The following is a 20,317-nucleotide window of genomic DNA, read 5'->3' as shown; positions in this document are numbered from 1 at the left end:
GCGAAACTGTCAAAAATGGCATGCTCGAAACCACGGCGGCGCGGCTATAGTGAAAGATCAAAGTTTGGAGATTGATCTTGGCCAAAGCCAAAAAGAAGTTGCTTCCTAAAGATTTCACGACGCAGTTGGAAGCGGGTGATCTTGACGCGCTCAAGGCCGTTTTTGATTCCTGCGATGTGAATGCGCGTGGAGGAATATTCAAGCAATCCGCCCTGGCCTTCAACGAATGTCCGGATGAGTTGGTGCGCTGGCTGGTGACACAGGGCGCTGATCTTTCAACACCCGACAGTTACGGTCAAACACCTCTGCATGCACGGGCCGGCCACTGGCAAGGCCGCATTGAAGTCTTGCTGGAACTGGGGGCAGATGTTCACAGCGGTGAGAACGTGCGAGGCACGCCGCTCCATATGGCAGCGGGAATTGGCAATATTCACACTGCACGCTTGTTACTGAATCATGGAGCGCGTGTCGCAGCACTCGACGGCCAGGGTCTGACACCGCTGGTCTACGCACTCCAACGCTGCAGCAACGCCGGGATAGAGGGGATGGCGGCCATGGCGGAGTTGTTGCTTGAAGCCGCACAGGCCCAAGCACCCAAGAGTGCGCGAACGTTTGTCGATCGTATTTTTAAGCGGCGCTTGGAACACCCAACGCCCGTGACACCGGAAATGAAGGCGCATGTGCAGCGAATAGGAACCGAATTCGAGTTTCACCGTGCCGGCTTCAACCCAGACTCCGTAGACGCGACCAGCGTAGCGCTAGAAAAGCTGTACGCGCTGTTCGATGTTCCTCCTGTCCCCCGCCGGACGACGCACGATGGCAAATCCCCGATCATTGCCAATGCGACGCGATGGCAGGATCAACATCAGGAACTCTGGGAATTGCTTGTTCCCTCCAAGGGGGCTGCGGACACCGTCCAAGGTGAAGTGGTCAGAATTTCTGGCCGAATCCGCAGCGAACTTGAGGGCAATGGTGGTGTCAATTGGGACGCCTCATTCAAAAAAATGGCTGATGCCTTTCTAGCGCACGTTGCCTCTGGTGTTGCCCTTCCCGAGTCTGCGTTAGCGGAAGCCAGGGAAATCGTTTCAGAGGTAAAGGGCCAGCGAGGCGACACTGAGCGGCTGTGTGCATTGGCCGTGGAATGGGTGGGGCTGAATCCCAAACCAGAAAAGCTAAGCACGCCGAGCTATCACCGTTAAAGGGCCAAAGGGCCAAAGAGCCAGTTCAGAGACTGCGTATGAGCCAAGAATGCCCGATTTGCCATTTAGTCGTTACCGAGAACCCACGGTATCGAAATTATCTGTGCCGCACCTGCGCTAAAAAAGTTTGCGACATCGAAGCCCGTCCGTTGCGGCTTTTCCAAACTGGTCCTGAGGGTCGGTACGCAGCAAGCTATGCCGACACTGGTGCACCTTACGACAGCCACGAAGTCTACGTAGACGGCATCGCTTGTTGGGCGGAGGAGGCTCGCTTCGGCGGAATTGTGGTTCAAGCTCGCTGACCCGGCACAGCCGCCTTGGTGATTGCCAATTTCTGTGTGTACGAACTAGGGCGTGTTCACACTAAATTCACCCCCGCGTGAGGTTCTGGCGAGCCGCAATCAAGGCGCAAATCGCAGCCGGGTTGGACACCCGGCGAGGGTTTGCGCGGCCGGCGTAGGCAACGCCGAGTGCGGTTTGCCAGAACCTCACCCTTCGGGCCGGGGTGAGATCGTTGGAAGTATGCTGCCTTGTCCGCTTCCTTGAACGCCCAAGAGATCCAGAAGTGAGCCAGCTCGCGCAATCAAGGATAATCAAAACTCTTCATGCTTTAGATCTCAGGTCAGCCACGTCCCTCGAAGCCCACCTGCGCATGGCTTTGTCATTCGTCCAGGATGTGGTGCAACTTTGTTCGAACGGTACTATCGTGAGCTGCTGAATTTCCTTGCGCGCAAGGTCGGTGATCGCGAACTCGCCGCCGACCTCGCTCAGGAGAGCTATGCCCGCGTGTACGCGGCGCCAAACAGCGAAGAGGCTTCCGAGCCACGTGCCCTGCTCTACACCACGGCCCGCAACCTGGTCACTGATCATCATCGCCGTTCTGCAGTACGCGAACAGGTGGAAATGCCGAATGCGCGAGACAGTCTGGAGCACCTTGACTTCGTAATCGGCCCCGCGTCGCTGGAACCTGATGCCGTGCTGGCTGGTCGTCAACGCCTGGAGGCTATCGAAGAAGTCATCGCACGGTTGCCTCCTCGCCCGCGCGAGGCTTTCGTCCTCAGTAAACTGGATGGGCTAAGCCGCAGTGAGGTAGCGCAGCGCATGGGTGTGGGTGTCAAAACGGTTGAAACCCATCTGGCTATAGCTATGGAGGCTTGCTTGCACCGTTTGCAGGAGCTTGAAGGCTTGGCACCAGCAGCCTCGGCACGCTCTGCAAGAAAGGCACGCACATCCAAATGAGCATGGACCATTTTTTGACGTTTTTCGGCTACCTATCCGGCAAAGCATGCTCTCGTGCGTCTACACGTAGAACAGAAGTATCCGCCCCATGATCTCCGCAGTCCCACCCGACGATGCCGCGCGCCAGCGTAAGAAGCTGGTCGACTGGTTCCTGCGCCGCCATGATGGCCAATGGGCGCCTGAGGACGAACAAGCCTTTCAGAAATGGATGGCCGCATCCGACAATCACCGTGCCTATACCCAGTGGGAAGCCGACTGGAACTCGATTGATGCCATGCCGCAGGCTTCCGCTGATCGCCTGCGGGCCATGGTTGCAGCGGACCGCCAGACACGCCCAACAGCCCAGCTTACTTCCGCGCTTCAGCCAAGGCTTCAAGGAATGGTCGTGCCCGCACGTCGCAGAACGCTCGCGGCAGGTTTTGCGATGGCTGGTATCGGCGGTGTGGCCGTCGCCAGTGGCTGGCTCGGATGGCGCTACGTCCAGTCAACGCCGCTGTATGAGCAGGCTTTCAACACACCCAAAGGGCAACAGTCCGAAGCGACTTTACCTGACGGCTCCACCTTGCGCCTGGATACGGCAACGTCCCTGAAAACCACTTACTACCGCGATCGGCGGGAGATTCATCTGGCTGAGGGGCAAGCACTATTTTCCGTTCTACCGGATGCAGAGCGGCCTTTCCGCGTGATAGCCAATGATGTAGTCATCACCGTGGTGGGCACAAGGTTCTCGGTGCGGCTGACTCCCGACGTGCCCGGCCGCGGAGGTGTAGAGGTGGTGGTACAGGAAGGCCGCGTGCGCATCTCGCAAAAAAGCTTGACGCAGGAAACCAGAGGCTCATCCTCCCAGAAGACAAGGGAGCAAACATTTGAGCTGACAGCCGGGCAATCCCTTGTCTTCGCCGTCGACGGCTCTCCACCCCGGCAAGGTACTGTGCCAGCCGGTGGATTTGCCTCATGGAGATCTGCTCGCCTGAGCTTCAGCGACGTTCCGCTCAGAGAAGCGTTGGCTGAAATGGATCGCTACGCTGATCTGGGAATCTCCACGGTAGACCCTGCAGCCGCGAGCTTGCGCCTGACCGGCACGTTCGATCTCCGGGATGTGGCTGGTACGCGCAAGCTGCTGGCCAATGCCCTGCCCATTAAGCTTGAACGTGGGGAAAGTGGCCTGGAGTTGCGTTCCGCACGGTAGCTGACGCCTCAGGTTCAGGGCGCCCCCTAAGTACGCTTGTTGCGTCCCGCAGCCATTCGACTTAAAAATTTTCAAAAAAATGCAGAAAGTTATCCGGCATGCGGACACCTGATGCGTCTACACAAACAAGAACCATTCCTATTTGTCTGTTTGTGGAGTTTTGATGAGTCGAATTTTTCCGCGCCCGGCGCCTCTTGCGTTAGCTGTTTCGTTCGCCTTGAGCACCCAGTGTCTTTGGGCGCAAGGCACGGTAAATCCTTTGCAGATTGCAAGCCCGAGCCACATCAGCATCCCCGCCCAGGCACTGGGTGACGCCTTGAATGCGTGGGCGACTCAGACTGGTGCTCAACTGGCCGTGCAGCAAACGCTGGTGGCAGGCAAGAAAGCACCCGCTGTATCTGGTGACTTGACTCCCAGACAGGCGCTGGACCGCTTGCTCGTGGGCAGCGGATTGGTTGCGGACATAGACGGTCGCTCAGTTGTTCTGAGGTCTGCGCCAGTTTCATCCGACTCCACCCTGCCCGTGGTCACAGTCACCGGAGTTGCTGATCGGGAAACGGCCACGGGACCAGTGCTCGGATACGTCGCAAAACTCAGTGCGACCGGGACAAAAACCGATACGCCGATCATCGAAACACCGCAATCCATCTCTGTGGTTGGTGCCGAAGAGATGGAAACCCTCAAATCACAGAACATTCAGGATGCTCTGGGCTACGTGGCCGGCGTCAGCCGTTTCGAAGGCATGTCCCGGGTTCAGGACACCATCTACATACGCGGTTTCCAAGCGCAAGCTGCGACTGGCAGCGTGTATCGCGACGGAGCAAAATACACCGTCAACGCGTTCAATGGCAAGCAAGAAATCTACGGGCTTGAACGCATAGAAGTGCTGAAAGGCGCCTCCTCACTGCTATACGGCACGGCAGGGCCAGGCGGCATCATCAACATGGTGAGCAAGCGGCCCCCCTCCTCTCCGCTGCATGAGCTCAATGTGGAAGCCGGCAGCTTCAGCCGAAAACAAGTCTCTGGCGACTTCGGAGGACCGCTGGACAAAGATGGCAAGTGGGCTTACCGACTCACTTTTCTCAAGCGCGACAGTGACACCTTCGTCGATTTTGTGAAGGATGACAGGCTTTTCATTGCCCCGGCCCTGAGGTGGCAATTGTCCGCTGGCACTTCGCTCACCCTGCTTGCCGACTACCAGAAGGACAAAACGAATTATGTCTATTGGCTGCCTGCAACCGGGACCATATTCCCCACTGCGTTTGGAAAAATCCCACGCAATCGGTTCACGGGAGAGCCCGGATACAGCAAATTCGATGCGGAGCGGTATTCCATAGGGTATTTGTTCGAGCACGCCTTTAGCGAAAAACTAAAGCTCCGCAACAGCCTGAGATATTTCCATTCCAATAGCGATTTCCCTCAGGTGTGGGTGTCTGGTCTTGCCTCGGACCAGCGTACGTCTGCCTACCGCGGGGGAACTCTGCGCTGGGAACGTTCCTCGTCTATCGTCGCAGACACTTCGCTGCAGTACCAAGCCACCCATGGCAGCGTTCAACACACCGTTTTAGTGGGCTTCGACTACTCCCACCCTAAAAACCAGTCAGAGCGCTATGACAGGTCAGCCAGCAACATCGATTACTACAACCCCGTTTATGGCACCCCGTTGGGTGAGCCCACTCGGGACAACTGGTGGTCTTACAACGCAGACACCAAGCAACTGGGTATTTATGCGCAAGACCAAATGAAGATTGCGGATAAGTGGGTGGTTCTGGTTGGCGGCCGGTACGACCACTCCCGCGAAAACCAAAGCAACCTGTACACCGGTGAGAAATCGATCGACAACGAGAAGAACAAAGCCTTTACGGGTCGAGCTGGCTTGGTCTATCTTGCTGACAATGGTCTGGCGCCCTATCTCAGTTTCAGCCAGTCTTTCGAACCCACCTCCGGCAGAGACCGCCTGGGATCACGCTTTTCGCCCACAAAAGGCACGCAGTATGAGGTTGGCGCACGCTACCAACCGCGAGGTTCGGACACGCTGATCTCTGCGGCCGTCTACCAACTCACGCAAAAGAATGTCTCAGTCTCAGATCCCGTAGATCCCGTAGATCCATCTTACTCAGCCCAGATTGGTGAGGTGCGGTCTAGAGGTTTTGAACTGGAGGCACGAACGCGCATTGGCCGCAACGCGAACCTCATTGCGGCGTATGGCTATACGGACGCGCGCACCACCCAAGCAAGCCCCCTGCAGCCTTCAGCGGTAGGAGCGAGATCACCCGGCATCCCGTTCCACCAGTTCTCCATCTGGGGCGACTACAACTTCGGCAACATGGGGTTGCCTAATCTCAAGATCGGCGCAGGTTTGCGCTATCAGAGTGAAACCAAGCCTAACGTCGGTACGTTCGACGTCCCATCCTTCACCTTGGTCGATGCCATGATCAGCTACACCAAGGGTCCTTGGCGCCTGGCCTTCAACGTGACCAATCTTTTCGACAAGACCTATGTCGGAAGTTGCACAACAGGTTGCTTCTATGGCGAACCCCGAAAGATGATCGCGACAGCGACATACCGCTGGTGACGCTTGATGCGCTCCGTATGGGTGCCGGTCCACCGCTGGGCCGGCCTATTCATCGCCGTATTCCTCTTCATCGCAGGTGTGACCGGTTGCGTGATCTCCTGGGACCACGAACTCGACGAGTGGCTCAATCCGCATCTGTTTCAAGCACATAGCGCTGATAACCCTGCGGCAGTCGCACAGCTCTCTGCACTTGAACTGGCACAACGCGTGGAATCATCAGATCCTCGCCTGCGGGTGAGTTTCATGCCTCTGATCATCGAAGCCGGCCACACACTGCTAGTCTCAGTGCAGCCCCGTATCGATCATGCGACGGGCCAACGCTTTGCCCTGGACTTCAATCAACTCGCACTCAATCCTGCCACCGGTGCCGTGCAGGGGCAGCGGGAATGGGGTGCCATCTCCCTCTCGCGCGAAAACCTTCTACCTTTCCTTCACAAGTTGCATTACAGCCTGCACATCCCTGACATCGCAGACGTGCGCACAGGTTTGTGGCTCATGGGCATAGTCTCCATAGTCTGGATTCTGGACTGTTTCATTGCTTTATGGATATCCTTCCCCAACCTGCGCAGCTGGCGCAAATCTTTCGCTTTTCGTACCCATCAGGGTTGGCCCAAGCTGAACTTCGACCTGCACCGCTCCGGCGGCACCTGGGTTTGGGCAGTACTGCTGATGCTGGCCATCACGTCGGTCTCAATGAACCTGGGTCGGGAGATCATGAAGCCATTGGTGGCGCTGCTGTCACCGGTTGGCACCACACCCTTTGAAACACGCTCGCCGGCGCCGCTCGACGAGCCGATCGAACCGGTATTATCAAAAGGACAAGCGGTTGCCCTGGCACATGCCGAGGCTCGCAAACGGAACTGGGCCACCCCACCCGGTGCCATTTTCTATGCCGAGCGTTTCGGTCTCTACGGCGTGACGTTCTTCGAAAATGGCAACGAGCACGGTGACGGCGGCTTAGGCAACCCGTGGCTTTATATCGATGGCCGCACCGGAGCCGTGGCGGGAGACTTCGTGCCAGGTACCGGCAGCGCAGGGGACATTTTCCTGCAGGCACAGTTCCCCTTGCACTCAGGCCGCATCATCGGCTTGCCCGGCAGGATACTCATCTCATTGATGGGGCTGGTAGTTGCCATGCTGAGCCTGACCGGCGTGGTCATCTGGGCCAGGAAGCGACGTGCACGCGCGAAGAGAAACCTCAACGCACCTGTCTCGCGCCTGCACCTTCCCGGCTAGTCCCACAGACAAGCAGAGAGATCACGCTCTGGTAGTGCAGACGATGGGGCAGTTGAAAATATCTCGCCACTTTGCTGAAAAAAGAGTCGATCGAGTCACGACTCTTGTCTTCCCAATCCAGGTGTGGCGCCTGATGCGTTTTCTTCGAGGGATTTTAGAAACGTGGAAAGGTGAGCATCCAATTCAGCCAACGCCCCAGCTGGCAGTGGCTTCAAGATTGCACGCTCTCTTTCAAGGTGAACCTCGACGGCGCGATTGACTAACTCCAGGCCCTTCGCGCTCAACTGAACCAACAAACTCCTGGCGTCTTGCTCATTGGGAACACGTTCAATCAAGCCGCTGCCCTCCAGTCGTTTGAGGCGGTGGGTCATCGTGCCGGAGGTCACCATCAATGAGGAAAACAGCTCTGTAGGGCTCAAGCGGAATGGCGCACCAGCGCGCCGCAATGAGGCCAGTACGTCGAACTCCCAGATGCTCAAGCCGAACTGTGAGAAATTTTCATTCAGACTCTGATCCAGTAACGCAGCACAACGTTTGATTCGCCCTATGGGCCCCATGGGGCTGGCGTCCAGATCAGGCCGCTCGCGGGCCCAATGCATGAGGATGACGTCCACTGCGTCCGTTGGACGTGCAGGAGTTTTGGATTTCATTTGTCTTGACTTCAAGATAAATTGGGTTGAAAATTATTTTATCTTGAATTGAAGATAAATCACCATGGCGAATTCCCTCTCCCCGCCCCGCTGGCACGACTTCCTTATTACCGCAATGGCGCCTGTCATCTGGGGCTCCACTTACATCGTCACCTCAGAGCTACTGCCACCCAACCGGCCATTCACTGCTGCACTCCTGCGCGTGCTGCCAGCTGGGCTGCTGTTAATCATGATCACGCGCCAGAAACCCGCTCTCCAGCATTGGGGTCGCCTTCTGATCTTGAGCGCGCTGAACATTGGCGCGTTCCAGGCCTTACTGTTCGTGGCGGCTTACCGTCTGCCCGGTGGATTAGCTGCGGTGCTCGGTGCCATTCAACCCTTCGTGGTCATGGCGCTTGCATGGATGGTGGATGGCAAGTCGCCCGCTCGCACCACTTTGATCGCGGCGGCCGCCGGTGTAATTGGGATGGCCATGCTTATCGTCTCACCGCAGACGGTGTTCGAGCCTGTGGGAATCCTTGCCGCCTTAATGGGAGCGGCGTGCGCAGCGGCTGGGGTCTGGTTAACGCGCCGCTGGCAACTACCTTTACCGGTGCTGGCGCTCACTGGTTGGCAGCTGTTCCTGGGCGGGCTGATGTTGGTTCCGCTGGTCTTGCTGGCCGATGCCCCGCTGCCAAGCCTGAGCCTTTCAAACGTCGCAGGATACGCGTACCTGTGTCTTGCGGGCGCCTTGCTGTCCTATGTATTGTGGTTCCGTGGAATTGAGCGGTTATCGTCTGTGGCAGTTACTTCCTTGGGTTTGCTGAGTCCGCTCACTGCTGTAATTTTGGGTTGGGCGTTCTTGGCCCAGTCCATCACCGGAATGGCCTTCACTGGCTTGGTGATCGCCTTGGCCAGCGTCCTCGCGGTGCAGTGGACGACGGCGCGAAGCAGCTAAATCCTCACCTCGCCATATAACGCCAGATGAGCGCAACTCCCGAGCACAATACAACCACGCTGACGATGCGAAGGAACTGCACGCGCGAAAGACTCAGCGTGATGCGCCGGCCCACCGCTGTGCCAATCAGCATGGCGGGCACCAATAGCGTAGCCAGCACCAGAATGGCCCGGTCAGCATAAACACCCGCCAGCAGAAACAGCACCGCCCGCGTCAAAGTAGAAAGCCCAATCAACGCCGACTGCGTCGCGCGGAACCGGTCACTGGCTTCTATGCGCCCTGCCAAGTAGATCGCATAGATAAAGCCACCGCTGCCAAACAGCGCAGAGAACACTCCGCCCACCAACCCGAAAGGCGTGGCAGCTCGAACAGTGAACCTGGCCTGAGACTTGAAGCCGCTCAGCGAATACAAAGCGTAAGCCGTGGCGAAAATCCCTAAAGCCAGCAGCAAAAACTCCGCTCTTCCCATGAGCAAAATGGCAGCGCCCCCAAGGCTGCCCAGCGCCATGGCAGGCACGATGCGTTGGAGCTCGGCGTTATCGGCCGAACGCCCATCGCGCATGACATTCACCGTAGCCGCCGCAAAATCCAACAAAGCCAGCATAGGCACGATGGTGGACACTGGCACGAAATGCGCCAACACTGGCCCGGCGACCAACGCAGTGCCAAACCCTGCAATGCCGAAAATCACATAAGCAACGGCAACGCCCAGCGCCAACACGAGAAGTTCAAACGGGGTGAGCGGTAGGCCAGCAAGGGCTGAAGAAATCAAAGGGTGCACGGGTAAACGATGGAAAGGAGTGACCTCACCAATCTATCGCTCCCCCTTCAAATGCGCCAATACAGAATGTGGCGCGCGACTATCTCGAAATCAGCTAGGCATCCTCTGAGAAATCTAATCGGACTTATAGCGTCGAAGGAGAAAATAAGCCATTGCGGCCTGTTTGCAGCCGGCGATCTACAAGTCTGGTGGCCTGCTGAGCCCTCCTAGCGCCGCAATCAATGCTTCAGCGAAGCGTTGCGCTAAAACCGGTGCGTCGCGTCGCCACACCGCCAAGACCTGCGTCGTGCAATCTGTACCCTCCAGCGGTAACAGGCACACGCCCTCCGGTGCAAGCCGCCCCATGGATTCAGGCACGATAGCGATCCCGAATCCGCCCTGCACCAATGCAAGTTGCGACCACTTGCGTGAGCGCACGGTAGCCGGTATTGGCTGAAAACCCGCAACACGGCATAGCTCCGCCACCCGATGACTCAGGCCACCCCGCTCCAGATGTGGAACGGACACAAATAACTCCTGACTCAGCTCTGCCACGGCCACGCAGCGCCGGCTGGACAGCGTGTGCCCAGGTGGCACGGCTACCATCAGAGGCTCTTTGTACAGCGTCGCGTAGTTCAAACTTCCATAGCGGCGCAAGATAGGCGAACGAGCCAGCCCGACGTCTGCTCTGCCTTCATGAACGTCCAATGCCTGATGCTCGGAAGAGGCCAGCGAAACCTCGACCACCACACCGGGATATTGCTCGGCATGCTGCCGCAGCATACCGAGAACGGGCTCATGCAAGGGCACGGAGCTTGAATGCAGAAGTTGCAATGTGCCTTCAGTACCGCGCTGAGCATTCGCCACATTGGCTGCCGCGTCTTCCAGGGCAGCAAGAATACGGCGTGCATCGGCATATAACGAACGGCCCGCGGGGGTCATTTCCAGGTGCCGCGCATCTCGCTCCAGCAACAGCACCTCAAGTTCACGCTCCATCTCGCGTACCTGACGGCTGAGCGCAGACTGGGCTATGAACAACCGCTCTGCCGCCAAGCTGAAGCTGCCGGCGTCCACAATTTCAACGAAATAACGCAACTGACGATGGGTAAGCATGCAGGAATTCTGGCATGGGACGGCCATTCGCTGCGCTATCTCGGCGTCACAAGCCCAAGTACGCCTTCTGCACCTGCGGGTCTCCGCGCACGGAGCCGCTGTCGCCGCTGAAAGCGATACGGCCCGACTCCATGACGTAAGCCCGGTCAGCAACAGTCAACGCGAGATGAGCGTTCTGTTCCACCAACAAGATGGTAGTCCCCTGCCCCCGCAGTCGCCGAATGATGCGGAAAACCTCCTGTACGATGACCGGAGCCAACCCCATGCTGGGTTCATCCAATAGAAGCAAGCGTGGCCGCGCCATCAGTGCGCGGCCCAGCGCCAGCATCTGCTGCTGGCCGCCAGAGAGGCTACCCGCCGGCAGGTGCTGTTTCTCACGCAGGATAGGAAACAGATCAAGCATGCGTTCAATGTCTTGAGGCACTTCCGCCTGATCACGCACGTACGCACCCATCAGCAGGTTGTCACGCACGCTCAGAGGCCCAAAGACTTGACGCCCCTCCGGCACCTGCGCCATGCCCGCACGCAACCTGACGTGCGATGCCTGTGCGCTCACGTCCACTCCATCGAAAAAAATCTGACCGGCAGCCAACGGATGCACGCCAGACAAGGTGCGTAGCAGCGTCGTCTTGCCGGCGCCATTGGCACCGATCAAGGCAACTATCTCACCTGCTTCAATGTCCAGTGACACACCATCAAGCACTTCGATGCGGCCGTAGGCAGCGCGCATGTCCTTCACTTCTAGCAGCTTCATGCAGCCTCCAACGATTCAGCGCCCAGGTAGGCAGCCAACACGGCAGGGTTGCTGCGAATCTCCGCGGGCGTGCCCCGGGCCAATTCTTGTCCCAGGTTCAACACCACGATGCTGTGCGATATTTCCATGACCAGTTTCATGTCGTGCTCTACCAGCACTACGGTGATACCCCTGGCAGCAATCGCCTTGATCATGTGCTTGAGTTGCTCCGTTTCCGCACCATTGAGGCCCGCCGCAGGTTCATCCATGAGGAGCAGCCTGGGTTCGGCCGCAATGGCGCGGGCCAGATCCAAACGCTTGATAGCGCCGTAGGACTGCTCGGCAGCGGGGGTGTCTGCGGCGTCAGCCAAGCCCACAAAGTCCAACCACTCCAGACTGCGTTCGCGTAGCGCACGTTCCTCCCGCCTGTAGGCCGGCAGGCGCAGCAGCGCACTGAGCAGCCCACGGTGAGCAAACCGGTGGCTACCGATTTGCACCGTCTGCAGCGAGGTCGCGCCATCAAAGACCTGAGGGTTCTGAAACGTGCGTGCCACGCCCAACCCAGCCAGCCTGTGTGGTGCCACGCGAGTCAGGTCCTGCCCTTCCCACAAGACACTACCGCTTGTGGGACGGTATAGGCCGCTAATCACATTGAACAGCGTGGTCTTGCCAGCTCCATTGGGGCCGATGACAGCCATGATGCTGCCTGGCGGCACATCGAAGCTGATACCGGACAAGGCCTGCACGCCACCAAAGCGCATCTCTACTTGTTGCACCTGCAGCATCACGCGCCCCTCTTGCGCCAACGTTGCTGCAGCGTTGGCAACAGGCCACGTGGCAAGAACAGCACGGTGAACACCAGTACCAAGCCGAAGACGAGCGTTTCATAGTCATGAAACCAGGTCAACAGGTGCGGAAGTGACATCAGGATTGCCGCACCCACGATGGCACCGTAGATAGAGCCCATTCCCCCCAGAAGGACGATGATCAACATCTCGAATGAATACAACAGCTCAGCCTCGCCCGGCGTAATGAACTCCGTATAGTGCGCGAACAGGCTACCCGCCACGCTGGCGTACACGGCCGAGACCACGAAGATCAGCAGCTTGTAGCGCGCGATATCCACGCCTGACACCTCCGCCGCCACTTCCGAGCCCTTGATCGCCACCAACGCGCGGCCTACAGGCGAGTTCACCAGATTCAGCGCCAGCCAGGTTCCTGCCAGCACGGCGCAGCAAATGGCGATATACCACTGCAATCCACCCTGCAGCCGAAAACCGCCTACCTCGAATGGTTTGACTGATATGCCATCCGGTCCGCCGAAAAGGGCCACATTTTGATTGAGGATGATGTAGATCATCGACCCCATGGCCAGCGTAGCCATAGCCAGTAAATGCCCCCGCAGGCGCAGGATGGAGCGTCCAATGATCAACGCGATCAGCGCGCACACCGCAGCGCCCGCCAACAACGCAACCGGCACCGGCCAGTCCAGCCGAGACGTGAGCAAGGCAGAGCTGTACGCACCGATGGCGAAGAAGCCCGCATGGCCCAGACTGATTTGCCCTGCAAAACCCAGCAGCAGGCTCAGGCCCAGACACAGCAGTGCGCGGATGCCCACGTTGTTGGCTACGTTGAAGTAGAGGTCGCTGGTGATCAGCATCGGCAGCAATGCCATGACGGCAGCCAGCGTGACCAACCCTCCAGTCTGAGATTGCCAGAAACCGGATTTCATACACGCTCCTTGTGTCGGGCACCAAAAATACCCTGCGGCGCCAACAGCATCACGGCCAAGATCACCAGCAGCGCGATCAGGTCCTTATAGCTGGACGAAAGATAGCCTGCGGCCATGGACTCCGTCAGCCCCAACAACAGGCCGCCTACTACAGCGCCAAGGCCATTGCCCATTCCGCCGATGATGGCGGCAGAAAAGCCCTTGACACCCAGGTTCAGGCCCACGTCATACGAGGTAAACGTGAGCGGTGTCACCAGCACTCCTGCCAAGCCGCCCAGGAACGCGGAAAGCGTGAAGCTCCAGCGAAGCACCACGTCAATCTTGATCCCGAACAACTGAGCAGCCATTGGATGAGCGGCTGCGGCCAGAATCGCCTTGCCGTGACGACTGCGGCGAAAGAAGCTGTCTACAGCCAACACCGCGACGATCATCAACCCAATGACCCATAAAGTCTGGGGCACGATGGTCACCCCCATGATCCGGATGAGATCGCCGCTACCAATAGGCGCCAGCGTGTGCACTTCCTTGTCCCACAACAGCATGGCAACACCCCGGAAGACGATACCAACACCTATGGTGAGCAGCATCAGCGAGAGCACGGGCGCCTGCCTGCGCGGCTCGATGGTCAGGCGGGCCATCAGCAAGCCGACTAGCGCCGTACCCACCACCGCCAGGAACATGGCCACTGGAAGTGGCAGCCCCAGGCCTGCGAGCGACACCGCGCCCATGCCCCCCAGCATCACGAACTCGCCCTGCGCGAGATTGACCACGTGGCTAGCGTTGTAGATCAGCGCATAGCCTAAGCCGACCAGCGCATAAATTGAACCCATGGCGACACCGGAGATCGCCAGCTGTAGAAAACCATCCATTGATCGATCCCGATGCGGTTGCCGTCAGTGATTGCGAACGCGACTCAAGGCGCGTCTTTCTCCAACACGAAGCCCTTGCCTTTCACGCGCATGGTGTAGACCGAATCGATATCGAGCCCGGCGTGGTCTTTCGGCGTGTAGGTATAGGTACCGTTGATCATGACCAGGCCCTTGGTCGACTCCAGGGCCTCACGTACCTTCTTCTTGTCTTGCGCACCACCAGCGCGGCGAATAGCATCAGCCGCGATCATCAATCCATCGTAGCCCGTGGCGGCGAAGGCCGAGACTTCGATCTTGTATTCCTTCTCATACTCGTGCTTGAGCGTCTGGATGATCTTCTTGCGTGGATCGTTGTCCGCCAGTTGGTCAACAATTGGCATGGCCACTGTGGACATCAGAACGCCCTCGGCACCGGGGCCAGCCAGTTCAATGAAGCGCTCGGTGGCGTTACCCGTTGCTACGTAGAACGGTTTTCCGATCTGCAACTGGTGGTAGTTCTTAGCTGCCAATGCAGCGCCCGCTCCCAAGCCGAATACAAAGACCGCATCCGGGCCTTTGCCCCGAATGGTGTTGAGCTGTGGAGAAAGATCTTTATCTGCGTCCGCGTACTGCTCATCAGCTACTAAAGTCATGCCCATGGCCGGCACCAGATCACGCACCGCTTGTTGCCCGGAAACTCCGAATGCGGAGGTGGACGACAGCAACCCCACCTTGGTCACTCCACGGTTTTTCATGTGGATGAGCGTCTTGCGCACGGTCAGCGCCTCGCCGGCCGCCACCTTGAACACCCACGGGCGAACCGGCTCGGTCAGACGGCTGGTGGTGCCCATTGCCACGAAGGGGACGCCAGCGGCTTCCGCGATAGGCGCCGCTGCCAGCGCATTACCTGAAACCCCACCACCCACCACGATATCGACCTTGTCATTCTCGATCAAGCGCTTCATGTAGCTCACCGCCATAGCCGACTTGGATTGATCGTCATACTCAACCAGCTCAATCTTGCGGCCATCGATGCCGCCTTTCTGATTGAGCAACTTCACCCACAGCCGAACAGCTTTGAGTTCGGGATCTCCAATGGTGGCAGCGGGCCCGGTGGCCGGATTGAACGTGCCAATGCGGATCGTGTTGTTATTAGCCGAGGCAGCGGACGCCGCAACCAGCGTGAACGCAGCAGCAGCCGCGAGCATGAGATTCTTGATAGTCATGGTTGTCTCCAATAAATGAAAGGAAAAGCGGGTCTGACGCCCACTATGCGAAATGGCAAGAACTGGCCAAAGGTGGAAAGGCAAGGAAACGAAGGGAAGCCCCCCGGTGCTCAAAGTTCGCCCAGGAAAGCCTTGATGTGACGGGCGGTCTCTTCTGGCTGCTCAAAGTGGGGCAGATGGCCGCAACGCGGCAGGATCACCTTGCGAACACGCGGCAGCGCACTACTCCACACGTCGGCGTAAGGCGTAGGGCAAATCAGGTCTGTATCACCCCACAGCACCAATGAAGGCGTGGTCAGTTGGCGTAGTTGCTCTTCCAGCGCTGGATTGAAGAACCCCGTTGGGCCGCCCAAGCGCGCAGTGCTGGCTCGGTTCTTAGCCAGCATTTGCTTCTGCTCGTCGGTCATGTCCATGGAAAGGATGCGCTCAACAATTTCCTGATCGAAATAAGCCTTGCGTGTAACCTCCTGGGGTGTCCAGGACAGCATATCGGGCACTGGAATGTCGTCGCGCCGCAAGCCCGCAGGCCCGAGCAATGTCAGGCTTCGTAGCAGAGCGCTATTGCGCACGGCGATCTCGCTCGCCAACCATCCACCGAGCGAACTGCCAATCAGATGGACACGCTCCACACCCAAGCCCTCGATCACATCCAGATAAAACGTCGCGAGTTCGTCAATAGATGAGATCCACTCTGGCGAGTCCGACTTTCCGTAACCCGGGTGCTCAATAGCAATGAAGTCAAACCCATGCGACATGGTCTCAAAAAACGGTGTCCAGTGGCTCAGACCGGCGGCGCCATGCAGAAAAAGCGTGGGCTCGCCATGTCCGCCGCGAAACATTCTCAGCTTGACGCCTCGCACGGTGTAGGTAGATTCGAATTGCATCATGTCAGGTTTAAACAGCGGAAGGGTTTGTAGCGGAGGGGGTGACGAGATAGTCGTCAGGTTCGAATTCACGCGTGAGTTGCCAGTAATCCACCAGCTTCCATGGCGAAGTAATCGTGACGCGGTTGTCGCGGTTTTTGTACCAGCTGCTCACACCGGGGTGCGACCAGACCATGCCACGGCAGCGCTCGTCGACCTCGTCGTTGTAGCGGTCATGGATGTCCTCTCGTACCTCTATCGCCGAGCAACCGCTCTCAAGCATTGAGCGGAGCGCCTGCATGATGTACTTCACTTGGCACTCCGTGTGAAACACAAGGCTTCCACCATGCGCCAGCGCGGTATTGGGCCCGCATGTCAAGAACAGGTTTGGAAAGCCGGGCATGGTCATGCCTTTGTAGGCACGCGGGTTCTCGCCTTGCCACACTTCACTCAGGCGCAAGCCATCGCGCCCAGTGATCTCCATCGGCCACAACACCTTGCCCGCATGGAAGCCGGTGGCCAGCACGAGAGCGTCCACCTCATGTCGAGTACCGTCCTGCATGATGACCGCGTCTTCGGTGATGTGCGCAATAGGACCGTTCTCAAGCTCCACGTTAGGCCGGCGCAGCGTGCGATACCAATGGTTGTCGCGAAGCATGCGCTTGCCATACGGCGGGTAGTTCGGGATGCACTTGGCGATCAATGCCTCGTCACCGTCCAACTCACGGCGGATATGCGCAATCAACACCTCCCGCATGGCGTGGTTCTCGCGATTGAGTGACAGCTCGGGCTGAGTCCAGTTGGGATCAACCTGCAGCGTATCGTGGAAGCCATCAGACCCAGCCCAGAAAAGCAGGAAGCGGCACCACTCCGTGAACAAGGGTATGTGCTCCAGTGCCCACTGATGACCAGCGCTCACGGGCTTGTGGTAATTGGGGTTGTGAGCGGCCCAGTGCGGAGAGCGCTGAAACAGCGTGAGCTTGGCCACATCGGGTGCGATCTCCGGCCCAGCTTGCATAGCGCTCGCCCCGGTTCCGATCATGGCCACGCGTTTACCCTTGAGATCAACCGTATGATCCCAACGCGCGGTATGGAAGCAAGGGCCAGCGAATTTCTCCAGGCCCTCGATCACCGGCACTGCAGGCCGATTGAGAATGCCCACTGCACTGATCACAGCATGAGCACCCATCGTCTCGATAGTGCCATCTTCCAGGCGCAACTCAAGGGACCAAAGCGCCCTGTCCTGCTCATAGTTCAGCTGAGTGACCTCCACGCCGAACCGCACGTGGCGACGCAGATCATGAAGCTCGGCCGTATCCCTGAAGTACTCAAAGATCTCATCGCGCTTGGCGAAATGGTGAGACCAGTCGTTTTTTGGGTTGAACGAGAATGAGTAAAAATGGTTGGGGGTGTCCACGCCACAGCCGGGATAGTCGTTCTCGAGCCAAGTCCCCACCATCTCCTGGTTCTTCTCGAGAATCACGAATGGGATACCCGCCTGCCGCAGGCGAATGCCAGCACAGATGCCCGAGAGGCCCGCGCCTATAACCACTACCCGGAAATCCTTCACAGCCTCCGGCGGCTCACCGGAGTGCCAAGGCACCGCCCGCGGATCTTCGTGCGCCAGCCGCATTTCCTCGATCAGCAGCGGCACGTAGGATGCCGGTACGGCTTGACCAGCCCCCACGCTCATGATGCGCTGCAAACGCTCGTCAGGCACCACGCGCGGAACTGCTTTCCCGTTCTGCGCGTACTCGTGGAGCGCGCCAATCAAGCGCTCACGGATGCGTTCGGCCAGCGCAGGAGGAATCTTCTGCTGATAGCTCCATGCACCCTCAATGTAGGGGGCGGCCTCCTCCAGCAGTGCCGTCTCGTCGGTCAACTGGGCCAGCACCATCAGTGCGGGAACTGTATCCGCGTCCTGCAGCGACTGGCGCAGCACCGCCTCGTCGCGGCATGCTCTCTCGATCATCGGATCCATCGTTGTCTCGGTCATTTTCTGAATGACCGCAATACTAGTCAGCGGGACAACTCAGAAAAAGCGATTTAAATGGATGTCACCCATCACTCAAACCGATGACTCGTTCAACGCTCCCGCTAGGACGCCTCTTGTAGCGACTTTTCGTGCTCACCTACTGCGGCGTCCCACCTGGCGCGCACCTCACCAAGCCTGCGCTCCAGGATTTCCGCGAAAGCCCTGGCCGCCGGCGTAAGCGGCCTGCGCTGATCGCGCACCAGGTAGAGGTCAAAGCGCAGGTCGGGTTTAACAACCGGATAGATAAAGAATTCCTTCGAGTCGAGTTCATTGACCACAGCGGTCATGGGGCACAGACATGCCCAGTCCGAGGCAAGGACGCTTTCCATCGTTGCGATAGTGCCGTCGACCCGCATCAGCGAGCGCGGCTTGACGGCGCCGCTGGCAATGAGTGTGCTGATCGCCTGCCCCAACAGATGGCGGTCGGAGGGCACGACCAGTTTGAGATCGTCGCGCGCGGTCAAATCACAGGGTGTGAGGGATTCGCCAAGGATAGGCCGGCCTGAAACCATCACGCATAGATCGCGTATGCTGGAGTGAAACGCGAGACCGCTGTGCTCCTGCGGCATTGCGGCCAGTGCCACGTCTAGTTGCCCGGCCTGAACCTGGTCTGTCAAAGTACGATGGTAGGCTTCCACGACGCTCACATCCACCTTAGGGTAACGCTCGCGAAACTCCCGTAGCACACCACCCAGGATACCCCTGCAGATAGAGGAAGGAAGGCCAATGCGCAAGGCTCCCGTAATCTTCTTGCCCTGCACCAAATCTACGATCTCCTGCTTGGCGGAGGCCAGATCGCGCAGCAGCGGCAGACTCAGCTCATACAGTCGCTGCCCGGCCGGAGTGGGATCCACCCCTCGCGCTCCGCGCTCAAAGAGTGGTGTACCGAACTCGTCTTCCAAATTGCGGATCTGCGCACTCAGCGCCGATTGAACGACGTGCACTTTCTCAGCTGCGGCGGTGAAACTGCGTTCCTCGTAAGCATTGACGAAATAGTAGATCGCACGCATATCCATGGTTGGCGGTCAAAGGAGTGGCAACCGTGCGGACTGTAACGGACCCTGATGCCAAGCGCATCGCAGCGACGGTAGCGGCCCCCTCCATAGCCAGGGTATCTTCGGCAGAAGTTCATAAGACCGCCATTCCTCATCGGCATCCGCAGTTCATCGCGCTTCGGCCTGGGAGCCACAGCGGTTAAGCGGTACCACCTCGCTTAGGGAGGATAGGCATCCATGAAGAACAAGCCCTAATCCGGCTTCCTGGTGGCACCCAGGTAGGTATCGATGACACGTGCGTCTTGCGCCAACTCGGCCGCCGGGCCTTGTAGGCTCAGTTCGCCCATTTCCAGCACGTAACCATGGTCGGCAACTGCCAGCGCGGCGCGCGCATTCTGCTCCACCAGCACGATGGTCACGCCGGTTTGGCGCAGGGTCGTGATGATGGAAAAGATCTCTTTCACGATCAGCGGTGCCAAACCCAGGCTGGGCTCATCCAGCATCAGCACCTGCGGACCCGACATCAGAGATCGGCCCACCGCCAACATCTGGCGTTCACCGCCTGAGAGTGTGCCGGCCAACTGAGTGCGGCGCTCCTTCAGCCGCGGGAACAACGCATACACATCGTCCAGGCGTGAACGCCACTGGGCGTTGCCCAGGCGCATCTGCCGGTAGCCGCCCAGCACCAGATTGTCTTCTACCGGCATAGTGCCGAACAGTTCGCGCTTTTCCGGCACCAGGGCAATACCGCGCATCACGCGCTCTTCCAGGGTGAGCGTGCCAATGTCCTCGCCTTCGTATTCGACCAGGCCCTTGGAGGGCAGCAGGCCCATCATGCTATTGAGGAGGGTGGACTTTCCGGCGCCGTTAGGGCCGATGACGGTGATCACGCTGCCCTTGTCTGCGTGCAGATCAATGCCATGCAATACCTCTGCCCGGCCATAACCTGCGCGCAGTTGCTGGATGCGAAGAAGTGGGGTGCTCATG

Annotated in this window: 19 protein-coding genes; 7 read left to right on the top strand and 12 right to left on the bottom strand. The window is 58.5% G+C overall.

Annotated features, from left to right (window positions below):
* Positions 1-77 precede the first annotated feature (77 nt).
* The 5 genes from G518_RS0101485 to G518_RS0101465 all read left to right on the top strand — a co-directional run bounded on the left by G518_RS0101485 (position 78) and on the right by G518_RS0101465 (position 7,438).
* The gene (locus G518_RS0101485; protein ID WP_028601004.1) at positions 78-1,199 is read left to right on the top strand and encodes an ankyrin repeat domain-containing protein; all 1,122 of its coding nucleotides are present in this window, start codon (positions 78-80) and stop codon (positions 1,197-1,199) included.
* Between the two features lie 687 nt (positions 1,200-1,886).
* Positions 1,887-2,438 carry a sigma-70 family RNA polymerase sigma factor gene (locus G518_RS33435; RefSeq protein WP_051235811.1) on the top strand — a complete coding sequence of 184 codons (552 nt, stop codon included), beginning with the start codon at positions 1,887-1,889 and terminating at the stop codon, positions 2,436-2,438.
* 88 nt (positions 2,439-2,526) lie between these two features.
* On the top strand, positions 2,527-3,627 hold the full coding sequence (locus G518_RS0101475; protein WP_051235806.1) for a FecR family protein: 1,101 nt from the start codon (positions 2,527-2,529) through the stop codon (positions 3,625-3,627).
* Positions 3,628-3,790: 163 nt separating this feature from the next.
* Complete coding sequence (locus tag G518_RS0101470; protein ID WP_084651312.1) at positions 3,791-6,202, top strand: TonB-dependent siderophore receptor; 2,412 nt, start codon at positions 3,791-3,793, stop codon at positions 6,200-6,202.
* A 6-nt stretch (positions 6,203-6,208) separates the two neighbouring features.
* Entirely contained in the window at positions 6,209-7,438 is a 1,230-nt protein-coding gene (locus G518_RS0101465; RefSeq protein WP_028601001.1) for a PepSY-associated TM helix domain-containing protein, read from the top strand.
* Positions 7,439-7,533: 95 nt separating this feature from the next.
* On the opposite strand, the gene G518_RS0101460 is transcribed toward G518_RS0101465, so the two are convergent.
* Positions 7,534-8,088, bottom strand: a complete 555-nt coding sequence (locus tag G518_RS0101460) for a MarR family winged helix-turn-helix transcriptional regulator (protein ID WP_036593167.1) — start codon at positions 8,086-8,088, stop codon at positions 7,534-7,536.
* A gap of 64 nt (positions 8,089-8,152) precedes the next feature.
* On the opposite strand from G518_RS0101460, the gene G518_RS0101455 reads away from it, so the two are divergent.
* Positions 8,153-9,025: an EamA family transporter gene (locus tag G518_RS0101455; protein WP_028600999.1), complete on the top strand. Its 873-nt coding sequence runs from the start codon at positions 8,153-8,155 to the stop codon at positions 9,023-9,025.
* Positions 9,026-9,029: 4 nt separating this feature from the next.
* On the opposite strand, the gene G518_RS0101450 is transcribed toward G518_RS0101455, so the two are convergent.
* From G518_RS0101450 to G518_RS38185, 10 genes are all read right to left on the bottom strand, one after another.
* The gene (locus G518_RS0101450) at positions 9,030-9,806 is read right to left on the bottom strand and encodes a sulfite exporter TauE/SafE family protein (protein WP_245597865.1); all 777 of its coding nucleotides are present in this window, start codon (positions 9,804-9,806) and stop codon (positions 9,030-9,032) included.
* A 177-nt stretch (positions 9,807-9,983) separates the two neighbouring features.
* Positions 9,984-10,898 carry a LysR family transcriptional regulator gene (locus G518_RS33430; RefSeq protein WP_036593166.1) on the bottom strand — a complete coding sequence of 305 codons (915 nt, stop codon included), beginning with the start codon at positions 10,896-10,898 and terminating at the stop codon, positions 9,984-9,986.
* Between the two features lie 46 nt (positions 10,899-10,944).
* Positions 10,945-11,646: an ABC transporter ATP-binding protein gene (locus tag G518_RS0101440; RefSeq protein ID WP_028600997.1), complete on the bottom strand. Its 702-nt coding sequence runs from the start codon at positions 11,644-11,646 to the stop codon at positions 10,945-10,947.
* A 2-nt stretch (positions 11,647-11,648) separates the two neighbouring features.
* Entirely contained in the window at positions 11,649-12,416 is a 768-nt protein-coding gene (locus G518_RS0101435; protein WP_028600996.1) for an ABC transporter ATP-binding protein, read from the bottom strand.
* Positions 12,416-13,363 carry a branched-chain amino acid ABC transporter permease gene (locus G518_RS0101430; protein ID WP_028600995.1) on the bottom strand — a complete coding sequence of 316 codons (948 nt, stop codon included), beginning with the start codon at positions 13,361-13,363 and terminating at the stop codon, positions 12,416-12,418. Before G518_RS0101430 ends, G518_RS0101435 begins: the two co-directional genes overlap by 1 nt.
* Positions 13,360-14,232: a branched-chain amino acid ABC transporter permease gene (locus G518_RS0101425; protein WP_028600994.1), complete on the bottom strand. Its 873-nt coding sequence runs from the start codon at positions 14,230-14,232 to the stop codon at positions 13,360-13,362. The genes G518_RS0101430 and G518_RS0101425 overlap by 4 nt, the downstream gene beginning before the upstream one ends.
* Positions 14,233-14,276: 44 nt before the next feature.
* Positions 14,277-15,437: an ABC transporter substrate-binding protein gene (locus G518_RS33425; RefSeq protein WP_036593162.1), complete on the bottom strand. Its 1,161-nt coding sequence runs from the start codon at positions 15,435-15,437 to the stop codon at positions 14,277-14,279.
* Between the two features lie 110 nt (positions 15,438-15,547).
* Entirely contained in the window at positions 15,548-16,321 is a 774-nt protein-coding gene (locus G518_RS0101415) for an alpha/beta fold hydrolase (RefSeq protein ID WP_169457884.1), read from the bottom strand.
* Positions 16,322-16,331: 10 nt separating this feature from the next.
* Complete coding sequence (locus G518_RS0101410) at positions 16,332-18,296, bottom strand: flavin-containing monooxygenase (protein ID WP_036593160.1); 1,965 nt, start codon at positions 18,294-18,296, stop codon at positions 16,332-16,334.
* A 101-nt stretch (positions 18,297-18,397) separates the two neighbouring features.
* Positions 18,398-19,351: a LysR family transcriptional regulator gene (locus G518_RS38185; protein WP_084651311.1), complete on the bottom strand. Its 954-nt coding sequence runs from the start codon at positions 19,349-19,351 to the stop codon at positions 18,398-18,400.
* Positions 19,352-19,377: 26 nt separating this feature from the next.
* Here G518_RS38185 and G518_RS39780 point away from each other — a divergent pair, with 26 nt between their 5' ends.
* Positions 19,378-19,533, top strand: coding sequence for a hypothetical protein (locus G518_RS39780; RefSeq protein WP_156909233.1), 156 nt, complete (start codon positions 19,378-19,380; stop codon positions 19,531-19,533).
* A gap of 48 nt (positions 19,534-19,581) precedes the next feature.
* Here the strand turns inward: G518_RS39780 and G518_RS0101400 are convergent, their stop codons facing one another.
* On the bottom strand, positions 19,582-20,316 hold the full coding sequence (locus G518_RS0101400) for an ABC transporter ATP-binding protein (protein ID WP_028600991.1): 735 nt from the start codon (positions 20,314-20,316) through the stop codon (positions 19,582-19,584).
* Between the last annotated feature and the right edge of the window lies 1 nt (position 20,317).

The organism is Ottowia thiooxydans DSM 14619 (assembly GCF_000422885.1).
Taxonomy (GTDB): Bacteria; Pseudomonadota; Gammaproteobacteria; order Burkholderiales; family Burkholderiaceae_C; genus Ottowia; species Ottowia thiooxydans.
This window is presented reverse-complemented; position numbering and strand designations above follow the sequence as displayed.

What these genes read in the sequence shown, in the direction of transcription:
- G518_RS0101475 (WP_051235806.1), top strand. Translation starts at nt 2,527, where the DNA reads ATGATCTCCGCAGTCCCACCCGACGATGCCGCGCGCCAGCGTAAGAAG.
- G518_RS0101470 (WP_084651312.1), top strand. Translation starts at nt 3,791, where the DNA reads ATGAGTCGAATTTTTCCGCGCCCGGCGCCTCTTGCGTTAGCTGTTTCG.
- G518_RS0101465 (WP_028601001.1), top strand. Translation starts at nt 6,209, where the DNA reads ATGCGCTCCGTATGGGTGCCGGTCCACCGCTGGGCCGGCCTATTCATC.
- G518_RS0101460 (WP_036593167.1), bottom strand. Translation starts at nt 8,088, where the DNA reads ATGAAATCCAAAACTCCTGCACGTCCAACGGACGCAGTGGACGTCATC.
- G518_RS0101455 (WP_028600999.1), top strand. Translation starts at nt 8,153, where the DNA reads ATGGCGAATTCCCTCTCCCCGCCCCGCTGGCACGACTTCCTTATTACC.
- G518_RS33430 (WP_036593166.1), bottom strand. Translation starts at nt 10,898, where the DNA reads ATGCTTACCCATCGTCAGTTGCGTTATTTCGTTGAAATTGTGGACGCC.
- G518_RS0101435 (WP_028600996.1), bottom strand. Translation starts at nt 12,416, where the DNA reads ATGCTGCAGGTGCAACAAGTAGAGATGCGCTTTGGTGGCGTGCAGGCC.
- G518_RS0101430 (WP_028600995.1), bottom strand. Translation starts at nt 13,363, where the DNA reads ATGAAATCCGGTTTCTGGCAATCTCAGACTGGAGGGTTGGTCACGCTG.
- G518_RS0101425 (WP_028600994.1), bottom strand. Translation starts at nt 14,232, where the DNA reads ATGGATGGTTTTCTACAGCTGGCGATCTCCGGTGTCGCCATGGGTTCA.
- G518_RS33425 (WP_036593162.1), bottom strand. Translation starts at nt 15,437, where the DNA reads ATGACTATCAAGAATCTCATGCTCGCGGCTGCTGCTGCGTTCACGCTG.
- G518_RS0101415 (WP_169457884.1), bottom strand. Translation starts at nt 16,321, where the DNA reads ATGCAATTCGAATCTACCTACACCGTGCGAGGCGTCAAGCTGAGAATG.
- G518_RS0101410 (WP_036593160.1), bottom strand. Translation starts at nt 18,296, where the DNA reads ATGACCGAGACAACGATGGATCCGATGATCGAGAGAGCATGCCGCGAC.
- G518_RS38185 (WP_084651311.1), bottom strand. Translation starts at nt 19,351, where the DNA reads ATGGATATGCGTGCGATCTACTATTTCGTCAATGCTTACGAGGAACGC.
- G518_RS0101400 (WP_028600991.1), bottom strand. Translation starts at nt 20,316, where the DNA reads ATGAGCACCCCACTTCTTCGCATCCAGCAACTGCGCGCAGGTTATGGC.